The sequence below is a fragment of the Synechococcus sp. R5-12 genome, from assembly GCF_047502655.1.
Lineage (GTDB): Bacteria > Cyanobacteriota > Cyanobacteriia > Thermostichales > Thermostichaceae > Thermostichus.
This window is the reverse complement of record NZ_JANSIM010000017.1, coordinates 22,565-34,212: the sequence shown is the minus strand read 5'-3', so window position 1 is coordinate 34,212 and position 11,648 is coordinate 22,565. Positions and strand designations below refer to the sequence as shown.

The window sequence follows — 11,648 nt, the reverse complement described above, 5'->3', positions numbered from 1 at the left end:
CGCGGAGCGCTTTGCGTCAGCATGAGTGCGGGAGTATGTCACGCTATTCCGCAGCAGCCTTGGCTGCTTTCGCTTCGGCTTCCTTAGCAGCTTTGGCCGCTCTCATTTCCGCCAGAATCTCCTCCGGTCGTTTGCCAGCCCGCTGGGATCCAGCAGGCAAGTCGTGGGGATCGATCACCCCTTTGGGCAGATAGGCAAATTCTCGCAAGGGGGTCACCATCGGGTCTTCGGTAACCTTAGAGGGCAAACGGCCCATCGCCACCTGATGGTAGTTGAGGTCGTGGCGGTCGTAAGCGGCCAGCTCATAATCCTCGGTTACCGAGAGGCAGTTGGTGGGGCAAAACTCCACACAATTGGCGCAGAAAATGCACACCCCGAAATCAATGCTGTAGCTGTAAAGCTCCTTTTTCTTCAGCTCTGGGTTGTAGGCCCAATCCACCACCGGCAGGTCAATTGGGCAAACCCGAACGCAGATCTCGCAGGCAATACACTTATCAAACTCGAAGTGGATGCGTCCCCGAAAGCGCTCAGAGGGGATCAGCTTTTCGAAGGGGTATTGCACGGTTACCGGGCGCCGGCCCATGTGGTCGAAGACAACCCCCATCCCTTGGCCGATGTACTTGGCGGCTCGGAAGGCATCGCCCACATATTCTTTGACACGCTTTAGAAAAGTCATGGTCTATGTTCTCCCTCTCTGGCCTCTTTACTTCTCATTCAACCCCCAAAAAAGGTGGGGAAGGCGAGCTTTAGGGCTGCCGTCAGCAGCAAGTTAACAAAGGATACAGGCAGCAAAAACTTCCACCCCAAGTCCAGCAGTTGGTCAATGCGCACCCGTGGCAAGGTCCAGCGCAGCAGGATGGCCAAGAAGATGAAGATAAAAGCTTTGACCATCGTCATGACAATGCCCAAGGCCGCCGCGCCGATCTGCAAGAAAGGGTTATCCAAAGGAATCCCGGCAAGTGCAGCAATCGTTTCCACCGGCACCACAAACGACCAACCCCCCAAGTACAGCACTGCCGCAATCAGAGAAGCCAGCAGCAAGTTGGCGTAGGATCCCAGATAAAAGAGGGCAAACTTCATGCCGGAGTACTCCGTTTGGTAACCGGCCACCAGCTCTTCTTCTGCTTCCGGCAAGTCGAACGGGATCCGCTCCGTTTCCGCCAGAGCCGAGATCAGGAAAATGACAAAGCCAATGGGCTGCCGCCAGACGTTCCAGCTCAGAATGCCCAGGCCGCTCTGCTGCTCCACGATCCCCACGGTGTCCAGGCCATTGCTCATCAGCACCACGGCCAACACCGACAGGGCCAGCGGCAGTTCGTAGCTGATCGATTGAGCTGCCGCGCGTAGCCCACCCAGCAAGGAGTACTTGTTATTGGAACCGTAGCCCGACATCAACAAACCGATGGGTTGCACGCTGGAGGTGGCGATCAGGAAGAACACGCCAATGGCAATGTTGGAGATCAATAGGTTCTGGCCAAAGGGAACCACCAGGTAGCACAAAAAGACGGGCAGGAAAACCAATATCGGCCCCAGCGTAAACAAGACTGGGTCGGCCAAGATGGGCAGAACATCTTCTTTGGTCAGCAGCTTGATGCCGTCGGCAATCGGGATCAGCACCCCCTGAGGGCCAGCCATGTTGGGGCCAATCCGCTGTTGGGCTGCTGCCGAGATCTTGCGCTCCAGCCAAGTCATGACCATCACCCCCAAGGTGGCGGCGATGATCAGCAGCAACATCGGCAGGGGCATCCAGAGGGCATGGGCTGCACCTGCTCCCAAGCCTAGGTTCTGTAGGGCAGTCTCGAAGCCAAGTTGTAGGTCGATACCAGCGTTTGTCATGGGGGTGAGTAGCTCCCTAGAGATGGCGGGTTGGGTAGGGTTTGGGATCCCTGTAGCTAAGTTTTCCCGTTGGGATCCGATTGAGGGGGACGGTTGCGGCGGCGTAGCTCCTGCTGGATGATGGCCTGAAGGCGAGCATCAGATAGCTCTTCCGCGCGGCGGCGCCTTTCCTCTTGGTACTTAGCCCATTGCTTGGGGCCGATAACCGCAGCAATGACAGACACAATCAACAGCGGCAGAACCAAGATCGCCCAGGCCATCGCCTTTGTCCTCGCTTTCCGTAAGTATCTTAGCGATCCACCTCGCCCATGATGATGTCAATGCTGCCGAGGATGGCGATCATGTCGGCTACCTTCATGCCGCGAATGAGCTGAGGCAGTACCTGCAAATTGACAAAGCCGGGGGGGCGGATCTTCCAGCGCCACGGGCAAACGTTGTCGTCTCCCACGATGTAAATGCCCAGCTCTCCTTTGGCGCTCTCCACGCGCACGTAGGCTTCCCCTTTGGGGATCTTGAAATTGGCGGAAGGCTTTTTGCTGATGAACTGGTAGTCCCCTTTGTTCCACTCCGACTTCGGCCCCTCCAGCATCCGCTTGGCTTCCAGGTTTTCAAAGGGGCCGCCCGGCAGAGCCTTCACCGCTTGCTGCACGATCTTGCAGGACTCGCGCATCTCTTTCATGCGCACCCGATAGCGGGCTAGGCAATCCCCTTCGGGATAAACGGCCACCTCCCAGTCGAAGTCGTCGTAGCACTCGTAGTGATCCACTTTGCGCAGATCCCAGTTGACGCCGCAGGCCCGCAACATGGGACCCGACAGACCCCAGTTGATGGCGTCTTGCTTGGAGATGGCTCCCACCCCTTCCAGCCGCCGGCGGAAAATCGGGTTGTCGGTAACCAGCCGCTCGTATTCATCCACTTTGGGCAAGAAATACTCGCAAAAGTCTAGGCATTTTTCCGTCCAGCCGTAGGGCAAGTCCACCGCCACGCCGCCCACCCGGAAATAGTTGTTGTTGATCAGGCGCATGCCGGTGACGGCTTCAAACAAATCCAAGATCCACTCCCGCTCCCGCATGGCGTAGAGAAAGGGAGTTTGTGCGCCCAAATCCGCCAAGAAGGGACCAAACCAGAGCAGGTGGTTGGTAATACGAGTTAGCTCCAACATGATCACCCGCAGGTAGCTGGCCCGTCTGGGCACGCTGATCCCGGCCAGTTTCTCAACGGCATTGACGGTAATGGCCTCGTTGAACATGCCGGCCCCGTAGTCCCAACGGGAGACGTAGGGCAGGTATTGCACCACCGTGCGGTTTTCGGCGATTTTTTCCATGCCGCGGTGCAAGTAGCCAATCACCGGTTCGCAATCGACGATGTTTTCGCCATCTAGGGTGACCAGCAAACGCAACACCCCATGCATGGAGGGATGGTGCGGCCCAAAGTTGAGCAACATCCGGTCGGTACGGGTCTCGATCATGGGCATGGGCATAGCCGCCGCCTCCGCAACTGAAGCATGTTTATGGTCTGCAACATTTGCAGTATAGCGGTTTTCTTCTGCCTTCTCCGGATCCCATGCCATCAAGGATCCCAATCCTCGATATTGAAAATCTCCAGGGGAACTCAACTAGAGTGAGAGAAAAAGGAGGGAGACCGATGGCTATATCCCGTTCACCCGCGAATGGCCCATCCCGGAGAGAGCAGCAACATCCGCAGTATGCCACCGACCGGGCTGTGCTCGATGAGCTGATGGTGCAGGCTCAGGAGAGGCCCCTCTCGGATTGGGTGCTGGCGGAAGTCGCCCGTTTGCGCATCCGTTACCACGGCTTCCCCGGCGCCTGGGATCTGCAGCGGGATTTGGATCAAATCCTGGAACAGTGGGGCCTGAGCGAAGAAGAGCTGTTCGCCCGGACTCGCCAGATCCATGCCCGCGGCCAGGTGTACGACCGCAGCTTTAGCACGCGAGACGACTGGGCCTAGTGGAGGGTTTGGGTCGGGATCCCTTACCCCCCTGAGAGAGGGGAGTTTGCCGGTTGTTCATGAGACGTGAAGTTGCTCGGCAAAGATGGGATCCAAAGGCACATCCAGGGCGGCAATCACCTTAGTCCAGAAGTTCATAAAGCCAATCCAAGCCGATAGCTCCACCAGATCTTCATCTGACCAAATGGCTTTTAGCTGGGCAAAGAAGCTGTCGGTCACCACCATGCTGGGCACGGTCATCCGCTCGGCGTACTCGATGGCCAGCTTCTCCGCTTCGGTGTAGAGGGTGCTGGTGCGGGCCTGGGCCACCGCCGCAATTTTGGCAGGGGAGGCGCCGTACTTTTGCGCCTGCAGGGTATGGTAGGGCAGGCAGTAGTGGCGGCAGCCGTTGATTTGGGCAATGCGGATGCTGACCAGCTCCTTCAGCTCTTCAGGCAAGTTGGGGTTTTGGGTGTGCAGCGCCCCGTACAGGTTCATCACGGCTCGCATCAGTTGGGGCTTGTGGGCCATCACCTGCAGGGGGTTGAGGGCGGTGCCGTAGGTTTTCTCCAGGCTTTCGTAAACCTTTTGCAGTTGCTTATCGGCTTTCTCTGGGGTAACAGGAGGGATCCGCATGGACGGTCTATAAAAATTGCAGCATTCTCGACTTTAGCGCGTCTGGGGGATCCGCCCAAGCCTAAGGGGGATTCACAGCCTTGGTGAGTGATCCCTTCTCCCGTTGAGAAGGGGGCCTTGGTCTTTTGGTTTCGTTCCAGACACTCCTGCAGGGCTTGCAACCTGTCAAGGATTGCCCAAGGATTGCTCAACGGCTTCCACCTGCTGCTGGGTGGCTGTGGCCCCTTGGTTGAGGGTTTGCTGCAGTTGATCCCGCGATTGGTAAATCTGCAGCGGCCCACCTTGAGGGATCCCCTGCTGGGCAGCTTCTGGGCTGGCTTGCTCTGGTCTCGGCTCCGAACTCAGCGGGTTGCGATAGAGGCGGTTAACCAGCAAAAATCCCACCAGCACCACAGCAGTTGCCACCAAAAGCCGAACCATACTCGGATCCCTTGCAAGCATCTGGTTCTAGAATGCCCAAAAAGAGGAGCAGGTATCCGATGTCGGGCAAAGTTGCGCAAACTTCCCAGCCGGTACGGGTTGGCATTGGCGGCCCGGTGGGATCTGGAAAAACCGCTTTGGTGGAAAAGCTCTGCTTGGCGCTGCGGGACCACCTGTCTTTGGCGGTGGTGACCAACGATATCTATACCCGCGAGGATGCCGAGTTTTTGGTGCGGGCCAAGGCTCTGGAGGCAGAGCGGATCATTGGCGTAGAGACTGGGGGCTGCCCCCACACGGCCATTCGGGAAGATGCTTCCCTCAACCTAGACGCCATTCAGGAGCTGGAGCGCCGCTTTTGCCCCCTAGATCTCATCTTGGTGGAATCGGGGGGGGACAACTTGGCAGCTACCTTCAGCCCGGAGCTGGTGGACGCCTGCATTTACGTCATCGACGTGGCCGAAGGGGACAAGATCCCGCGCAAAGGCGGGCCGGGGATCACCCGCTCCGACCTGCTGGTGATCAACAAGATCGATCTGGCTCCCTATGTGGGAGCAGACTTGGGGGTGATGGAACGGGATGCCCGTCGCATGCGGGGAGATAGGCCCTTTGTCTTTACCAACCTGCGCACGGGTGAGGGGCTGGAGCAGGTTCTCAGTTGGCTGGAGCGGGAGGTGCTGTTTCGCCCCATCAAGGCCGACCCCCCCTCGGTGAGCCGCCTGTGAACTTCGGTAAGGCCATCTTGAAGGCAACCCGCCGAGGCGACCATACCCACATTTGGGAGTATTCTCAGGCTCCCTTGCAATGGCTGGGATCCCCTGGGGAGCCACCTGTGTACTACCTGCGCAACCCCAACGGCGGCCTGCTGGGTGGGGATCGCCACCGGATCGAGATCGGGCTGGGGCCAGGCTCGGCGCTGGAAATTCGCACCCAAGGGGCAATGCGGCTACATCCCGGCTTGATTCGGCAACAGGTCAAGGTCAAGCTGGCCCCCACCAGCCAGTTGATCTGGATCCCTCACCCGACCATTCCGGGGGCAGGGGCAGACTTTCGCCAGCAGGTGCAGATCGAACTGGATCCCACAGCCCGCCTGGCCTATGCCGAGATCTGGACTGCCGGACGACTGGCCATGGACGAGCGCTGGCAGTTTGAACATCTTGCCAACTGCTTGCAAGTTTGGGTCACTGCTGGGATCCCATCCTCCCCCGAGGGGAGAAAACTCTGGCTGCAGGAACACATAGACCTGCACTTTCCCCATCGGCAGGTCTCCGCCGCGTCAGTGCTGGGATCCCATCTCTGTTGGGGATCCCTGTACTTGCTGGGGGATTGGCCGGAACCCACTTGGCTGACCGTTCACATCAGCGGAACGGAGTCCCCATACTGGCTGGTCAAGTCTCCGGATCCCATCTGTAAGGGTTGGATTCTGCGCCAGGTGGGGCCACAGGCAGAGGCCATTTGGCGGCATTTTGGCCAGGTTGCACTACAGCTTGCTCAAGCCAAGGGTGGCTCACCCCAGGGGTGGTAGACTAAGGCTGACTCAAACCAACTGGTTGACCCAAGGCCGGGACGGAGTCCTTTGAACGCTGCTCAACGGATTCTCAGACGCTCTGTCCTCAGGGGGCGAAGTCGCTGGCTGCTCCTCTACGAGAAGGGGATGGCCCTGCTGGCCCTGAGCAACCTGTGCTTGGTGCTCTTCGACATGAGCTATGTGCCTGGGCGAGATTTTTGGCTCCAGGGTCGGGTGCAAATTTTTGGCGCCTTTGGTCCTCCCATTCCGCTGCCGATTCTTTCCGAAGAAACCAGCCGTTCCCCGGTGACCGACCTATACGATCCCATCAAAGGTATCGAGCCCAACCCCGAAACCCAGCGCTACTTGGCCTTGGTGGATGAGCTGCGCCAGGTTACCCTGCGGTTTGGCGTGGAGTCGGAAGCGGCAGCACCAATCCTGGCCCGCTTGCGGGAGCTCAGCGACGAGATGATCGAGACCAATCCCTTTCAGGGCGCCAACAAAACTGGCCAGTTTGTGCGTATCCTCAATTTGATGCGGGAGCACATCCCAGAAGCCGACTCTGCCAGAGCCGCCTTTGCCCGCTTTTGGACTGCTGAGTACTTGGCCAGCGCCGATCCCGCAGATGGAATTGAATTTTTCCAGACCCGGCTGCGCCCCCTCTTTGAGACCAACTATTTCCGCCCCATTGGTGAGAGCGGTAACCTTGTTGACTTTTTCCCGGTGCTGGATTTTCCCTTCGTGCTTCTGTTTGGGCTGGAATTTTTGCTGCGCACGGTGGCCATCAGCCGCCGCTACACCGGCGTCAATTGGCTGGATGCCATGCTCTGGCGTTGGTACGATGTGCTGTTGCTGCTGCCCTTTTGGCGCTGGCTGCGGGTGATCCCCGTCACCATCCGGCTGGGACAAGCACAGTTGCTGGATCTGGAGCGGGTACGCGCCCAGGTGAGCCAGGGCTTTGTTACCAACTTCGCCGAGGATCTGACGGAAGTCATTGTCGTGCGGGTGATCAACCAAATCCAGGTATCCATTCAGCGGGGATCCCTGCCCCTGCTGCCGGCAGCGCGTACCCAGCGCGACTACATCGACATCAACAACACCAACGAGCTGGAGGCGATTGCCAACCTGGTTTTTCGCATTGTCCTCTACCGCGTTTTGCCCCAGGTGCAACCGGAATTGCAACAACTGCTCCGCTACAACCTGGATGGCCTGCTCAAGCAGTTGCCTGCCATGCAAACTCTAGAACAGCTTCCCGGCCTGGGATCCCTGCCTGGCCAACTGACGGAGCGCCTGGCCAACGAGCTGACCACCACCACCTACAAAACCCTGACGGGCAGTTTCGAGGATCCCGTTGGCTCCAAGCTGGCAGCGCAACTGATGCAGCGGTTTGGTGAGGTCTTGGCACGGGAACTCAGCCAGGAGCACGCTTTGGAGGAAATTCGCTCTCTCCTGCAAGACTTGCTGGAAGAGATCAAAATTAACTACGTCGAGCGGCTATCCCACGAGGATCTGGAGGAGGTGATGGAGCAAACCCGCCAGCTTCGGCAAAAGGCCCAGCAACTGGAGAAAGACCGCCGCCGATAGAGTTCGGGGGATTGGTTGACGAGGTTTCGCCAGTTCAGTAGGATAATGATTCCAAGTCGGGCGAGTGGCGAAACTGGTAGACGCACCGCACTCAAAATGCGGCGGGAAACCGTGTCGGTTCGAATCCGACCTTGCCCATGCTCCTCAAATCTGTAGGGCTCGCCGCTTTCTGGGTTTGGTAGGTTGATCTGTCTTGCCTCTTCTCACAGGGGTTTGGTGATAGAACCAGCCAAGCCCTTCTGGAGCAGGGTGCCAGCGGGACGGAGTCCTTAGATAGGGCAGCCAGAATCGGGCTCATCCTGCATCCTAGAGATGAAGCTCTAGCCGCTAAACTGGGGAATCATGGATGCAACTTTGGAATCTTTCTTTGCCTCTGCCACCCAAATTGGGCTAGGTCTGGCAGGCTTGCTGGCTATGCTCACCCTGCTGGCCTGGATCCGCAATTGGCCCTTGAAGTTTGCGCTGGTGGGCTACACGGCGTTTGCGCTGGTTTTAACAGCGGGATGTTTTGCCCTCAGCTTGGGGCCGATCTTTCGCTCCCGCATTCCCGGTGCTGCCCCCTACACCACCGTCTATGACCAAGGGGCGGATCGAGCGGTTATTGCTGTCAGCCCGGATATCACCCCAGAGCAACTGATCCTCACCCTGAAGCAGGCGGCCAGCGATTTGGGATCCCCGGGCCGCTTCTCCACCGGTTCGCCGGTGTTCACCTTGCGGGCCCGCACCGTCATCCATCCCGAGCCGGGAGTTTCCGAGCCGTTGCTCTTGGGCACGCTGCAACAGCCGTTGGGAAAGCGCCTGCGCACCCCAGAAGAACAACAGCAGCAGCAGATCCATCTAGAGGAAGAGGCCTTTGCCCGGCTGCGGAAGTTGGCCCAGGGTCAGGCTTCTGCCGCCTTGTCCGCAGAGGGAGCGGAAGAGCCAACCACCGGGATCCCACTTGCCCAGTCTTGAGCGCTGAGCCAGCGGCGCAGATCCTGTCCCACCCGGTCGGGGATCTCCCAGGGAAAGAGATGAGCCACGTTGGGATAGACAATGCAGGTGCAGTGGGGCAGGGCGCGGGCTGTGGCCAGGCTGCTGTTGGCGGTGATGTGGCGATCCCGCTCGCCGGCCATAAGCAGTACCGGGATGCGAATTCGGTGCAGATCTCCCTCGCGGTTGTAGCCCCGTTGCAAAGCGGCGCGCAGAGCTTGGCGAGCCTGGGGGGAGGTGTGCAGATAGGCGGGCAAGGCCATGTGCGCCAAATACCGATAGGCCGTTGGGGTCTGTTGCTGCATCAGGTAGCGGTAAAGGGAGCGACGGCCAAAGGTCTCGATGTTCCATTCCCAGCCGGGCCAAAGCCAGTTGAGCAGCGAGGCAACGCCGGTGTTGACCTGATCCCAAAAATCGGTGGGGGGATGGTTGCTGCGGGGGCAGGCGGCACTGGCCACCAAGACCAAACCCTTTACCCGCTGCGGCAGCCGCAAAGCCAACTCCAGGGCCAGGATCCCGCCCAAAGACCAGCCCAGAACCAGACACTCCTGCCAGCCCAGGCGATCCAGCAGCCGCTCCAAGTCCTCTAGGTGATCCTCCATCTCGAAGGGATCCGTCACCTGGGAATGCCCGTAGCCACGCAGATCTGGCGCCACACAGGGGTGCATTCCCGCCACTGCCTCTGCAAATACCGCCATGCAGTCGGCATTGCCCGGATGGCCGTGGAGCATCAAGATTGGGAGGGAAGGGATCCCTTCTCCCCAAGTACGGTAGTGGAGCTGCAGGCCCATCGCGTCAGCAATGCAGTTCCCGACTGCTGTAGGCATAACACTCTGGATAGCATCTAGACAGCAGGGTTAGGCGCTGGCCGCCTTCTTCGGAGTGGGCTGGAGCTTTACCCCGTTGGGAATGCAAATTAAGTTTTGATCCAGCACCTGCACAAACCCTTTCGAACGCAGGGATCCCAGAAGACGAGTCACCGTCACACGAGTGGCCCCAATGGCATCCCCAATCTGCGCATGGGTAAGGGGCCAGGGGAGATACATCCCTTGTTCACAGGGCTGTCCATACTCTTCGATCAACAGGCTCAAGAAGCCCTTGAGGCGATCGATGGCGCGCCGTTGGCCCAGATTTCCCAACCACAGCAGCTTCCGTTGCAGTTGCTGGCGGAAGTTTTCCTGAATCTTCTGGTGCAGATAGGGCCACTGCTCCAGATCCTGCCAGTAAAACCACATCACCGTGGTGCGATCGGCGTGGGTGCAGGCTTTCAACTCAAAGCGCTCTGGGTTGCTCAGCTCAAAAGGAAATCCAGCCGTGATGAACCCAACAAAGACCTCCCGCCGCTCTGGAGTTTGGCTGACCAGGCGCACCACTCCCTCTTGGGTGATGTACACCAATCCCGGACGAGTGGGAATGCGCACGTCTTTGGGAAAGGTGCGACAGCGGTAGTGCTCCTCGGCCCACTGGCAAAGCTCACGCCATTCCTGAGCCTCTGTTGCCGATGTGATGGAAACAAGTGACATGAGATCAACTTCCTGTCGCTCGAGCGACCTGATGGGTTTTACAGACTTTCCAGCTTTACCCGGCTGTAGGCTATGCAACGCTTCCGCGTTCGCGCCGGCGGTGCGGAGCACCTACACGTCAACGGGACGGAGTCTTAGGAAGATGGGGATGGAGAAACAGCAAGATACACACAAGAAGGCAAATACAAAGAGGAAGGAAACCGCAGGGTTTACTTTACCTTAGCTTCATAATGGCACTTGACCTCATGGGGTGACATTGTGTTCCTACTGATATTGTTCAAAAGGCTACGTCCAATAATAACCCCAAGAAGCCGTAAATTTTCAGATTCTGCCGCTGAACTCGGCTACCTGGGGGATCAGCGCAGATCATTGGGTCAGACTGGTGTATGTCTAAGGGCGGGTGTGGGGTGGCTGGGATGAATATTCTCATCAGCAACGACGATGGCATCCAGGCGGCAGGGGTGCGGTGTTTGGCGGCAGCGCTGGCCCAGCTGGGGGGGCACCAGGTAACGGTGGTCTGTCCGGATCGGGAGCGCTCGGCCACCGGCCATGCCTTGACGTTGCACAAGCCGCTGCGGGTGGATCCGGTGCGGGAGGGATTTCCTCCAGAAGTGCAGGCCTGGGCCTGTTCGGGCACCCCTTCCGACTGTGTCAAGTTAGGTCTGGACGGGCTATTGGATCGTCCTCCCGATTGGGTGATTTCCGGCATCAATCAGGGAGCCAATCTGGGCACCGACGTGCTCTACTCCGGCACCGTCTCGGCGGCAATGGAAGGGCTATTGGAAGGGATCCCTAGCCTGGCAGTAAGCTTGGCCAGTTTTACCCATCAGGATTTTCAACCAGCGGCCCAGGTGGTGCTGAAGCTACTGGAGAAACTGAGCCTGAAACCCCTGGGGGAGCCGATGCTGTTGAACATCAACGTGCCCCCCCTAGCGCTGGCTGAAATACGCGGCATGGTCTTGGCCCGCCTGGCCTGGCGCAAGTACACAGATCTCTACGAGAAACGGGTGGATCCGCGCGGCAAGGCCTACTACTGGCTAGCTGGAGAGGTGGTGGAAGAGGAGGTGGATCCCTGTTCGGACGTGCGGGCGGTTGCTGAGGGCTATGTGTCGATTACGCCCCTGCAGCCAGATCTAACGGCTTATGCTGCCTTCGATAGCTTGCAGCAGTGGGGGCTCTCGGCTTTTGGCTCTGGATTGGAGGGAGCTCTGTAGGGATTGGCGCAG

General features: G+C 58.7%; 14 protein-coding genes and 1 tRNA gene. 7 read left to right on the top strand and 8 right to left on the bottom strand.

Going from position 1 to position 11,648, the window contains the following annotated elements; genetic code table 11:
- Positions 1-43 precede the first annotated feature (43 nt).
- The 4 genes from ndhI to NW843_RS01430 are packed head-to-tail and all read right to left on the bottom strand — an operon-like array spanning position 44 to position 3,310.
- Positions 44-676 (bottom strand): NAD(P)H-quinone oxidoreductase subunit I, encoded by a 633-nt coding sequence (gene ndhI, locus NW843_RS01445; protein WP_414331863.1) that lies wholly within the window; start codon positions 674-676, stop codon positions 44-46.
- A 38-nt stretch (positions 677-714) separates the two neighbouring features.
- On the bottom strand, positions 715-1,836 hold the full coding sequence (gene nuoH / locus NW843_RS01440; RefSeq protein ID WP_414331864.1) for an NADH-quinone oxidoreductase subunit NuoH: 1,122 nt from the start codon (positions 1,834-1,836) through the stop codon (positions 715-717).
- A 56-nt stretch (positions 1,837-1,892) separates the two neighbouring features.
- Positions 1,893-2,096 carry a hypothetical protein gene (locus tag NW843_RS01435; RefSeq protein ID WP_011432507.1) on the bottom strand — a complete coding sequence of 68 codons (204 nt, stop codon included), beginning with the start codon at positions 2,094-2,096 and terminating at the stop codon, positions 1,893-1,895.
- A gap of 29 nt (positions 2,097-2,125) precedes the next feature.
- Positions 2,126-3,310 carry an NAD(P)H-quinone oxidoreductase subunit H gene (locus NW843_RS01430; RefSeq protein ID WP_041437160.1) on the bottom strand — a complete coding sequence of 395 codons (1,185 nt, stop codon included), beginning with the start codon at positions 3,308-3,310 and terminating at the stop codon, positions 2,126-2,128.
- A gap of 170 nt (positions 3,311-3,480) precedes the next feature.
- Here NW843_RS01430 and NW843_RS01425 point away from each other — a divergent pair, with 170 nt between their 5' ends.
- Positions 3,481-3,804 carry a DUF3288 family protein gene (locus tag NW843_RS01425; RefSeq protein ID WP_414383787.1) on the top strand — a complete coding sequence of 108 codons (324 nt, stop codon included), beginning with the start codon at positions 3,481-3,483 and terminating at the stop codon, positions 3,802-3,804.
- Positions 3,805-3,861: 57 nt separating this feature from the next.
- On the opposite strand, the gene NW843_RS01420 is transcribed toward NW843_RS01425, so the two are convergent.
- Positions 3,862-4,419, bottom strand: coding sequence for a carboxymuconolactone decarboxylase family protein (locus tag NW843_RS01420; protein ID WP_414331869.1), 558 nt, complete (start codon positions 4,417-4,419; stop codon positions 3,862-3,864).
- 165 nt (positions 4,420-4,584) lie between these two features.
- Positions 4,585-4,839 (bottom strand): hypothetical protein, encoded by a 255-nt coding sequence (locus NW843_RS01415; protein ID WP_414331870.1) that lies wholly within the window; start codon positions 4,837-4,839, stop codon positions 4,585-4,587.
- Between the two features lie 59 nt (positions 4,840-4,898).
- On the opposite strand from NW843_RS01415, the gene ureG reads away from it, so the two are divergent.
- The 5 genes from ureG (at position 4,899) to NW843_RS01390 (ending at position 8,881) form a co-directional block, all read left to right on the top strand.
- Complete coding sequence (ureG, locus tag NW843_RS01410; RefSeq protein ID WP_011432513.1) at positions 4,899-5,561, top strand: urease accessory protein UreG; 663 nt, start codon at positions 4,899-4,901, stop codon at positions 5,559-5,561.
- Complete coding sequence (locus tag NW843_RS01405; protein WP_414352216.1) at positions 5,558-6,361, top strand: urease accessory protein UreD; 804 nt, start codon at positions 5,558-5,560, stop codon at positions 6,359-6,361. Before ureG ends, NW843_RS01405 begins: the two co-directional genes overlap by 4 nt.
- Positions 6,362-6,412: 51 nt before the next feature.
- Positions 6,413-7,927: a hypothetical protein gene (locus NW843_RS01400; protein WP_414521895.1), complete on the top strand. Its 1,515-nt coding sequence runs from the start codon at positions 6,413-6,415 to the stop codon at positions 7,925-7,927.
- Positions 7,928-7,985: 58 nt separating this feature from the next.
- Positions 7,986-8,065, top strand: a tRNA-Leu gene (locus NW843_RS01395).
- 204 nt (positions 8,066-8,269) lie between these two features.
- Positions 8,270-8,881 (top strand): Ycf51 family protein, encoded by a 612-nt coding sequence (locus tag NW843_RS01390; RefSeq protein ID WP_414419582.1) that lies wholly within the window; start codon positions 8,270-8,272, stop codon positions 8,879-8,881.
- On the opposite strand, the gene NW843_RS01385 is transcribed toward NW843_RS01390, so the two are convergent.
- Positions 8,809-9,726, bottom strand: a complete 918-nt coding sequence (locus NW843_RS01385) for an alpha/beta fold hydrolase (protein ID WP_414521894.1) — start codon at positions 9,724-9,726, stop codon at positions 8,809-8,811. The two genes, NW843_RS01390 and NW843_RS01385, sit on opposite strands and share 73 nt — an antisense overlap.
- Before the next feature lie 30 nt (positions 9,727-9,756).
- Positions 9,757-10,422: a Crp/Fnr family transcriptional regulator gene (locus NW843_RS01380; RefSeq protein ID WP_011432518.1), complete on the bottom strand. Its 666-nt coding sequence runs from the start codon at positions 10,420-10,422 to the stop codon at positions 9,757-9,759.
- 416 nt (positions 10,423-10,838) lie between these two features.
- Between NW843_RS01380 and surE the strand changes: the two genes are divergently transcribed.
- Positions 10,839-11,636, top strand: a complete 798-nt coding sequence (surE, locus tag NW843_RS01375) for a 5'/3'-nucleotidase SurE (RefSeq protein ID WP_011432519.1) — start codon at positions 10,839-10,841, stop codon at positions 11,634-11,636.
- Positions 11,637-11,648: the final 12 nt, after the last annotated feature.

Bases quoted from the DNA above. Each gene is read 5' to 3' on its own strand.
- ndhI (WP_414331863.1), bottom strand. From the start codon at position 676: ATGACTTTTCTAAAGCGTGTCAAAGAATATGTGGGCGATGCCTTCCGA.
- nuoH (WP_414331864.1), bottom strand. From the start codon at position 1,836: ATGACAAACGCTGGTATCGACCTACAACTTGGCTTCGAGACTGCCCTA.
- NW843_RS01435 (WP_011432507.1), bottom strand. From the start codon at position 2,096: ATGGCCTGGGCGATCTTGGTTCTGCCGCTGTTGATTGTGTCTGTCATT.
- NW843_RS01430 (WP_041437160.1), bottom strand. From the start codon at position 3,310: ATGCCCATGATCGAGACCCGTACCGACCGGATGTTGCTCAACTTTGGG.
- NW843_RS01425 (WP_414383787.1), top strand. From the start codon at position 3,481: ATGGCTATATCCCGTTCACCCGCGAATGGCCCATCCCGGAGAGAGCAG.
- NW843_RS01420 (WP_414331869.1), bottom strand. From the start codon at position 4,419: ATGCGGATCCCTCCTGTTACCCCAGAGAAAGCCGATAAGCAACTGCAA.
- NW843_RS01415 (WP_414331870.1), bottom strand. From the start codon at position 4,839: ATGGTTCGGCTTTTGGTGGCAACTGCTGTGGTGCTGGTGGGATTTTTG.
- ureG (WP_011432513.1), top strand. From the start codon at position 4,899: ATGTCGGGCAAAGTTGCGCAAACTTCCCAGCCGGTACGGGTTGGCATT.
- NW843_RS01390 (WP_414419582.1), top strand. From the start codon at position 8,270: ATGGATGCAACTTTGGAATCTTTCTTTGCCTCTGCCACCCAAATTGGG.
- NW843_RS01385 (WP_414521894.1), bottom strand. From the start codon at position 9,726: ATGCCTACAGCAGTCGGGAACTGCATTGCTGACGCGATGGGCCTGCAG.
- NW843_RS01380 (WP_011432518.1), bottom strand. From the start codon at position 10,422: ATGTCACTTGTTTCCATCACATCGGCAACAGAGGCTCAGGAATGGCGT.
- surE (WP_011432519.1), top strand. From the start codon at position 10,839: ATGAATATTCTCATCAGCAACGACGATGGCATCCAGGCGGCAGGGGTG.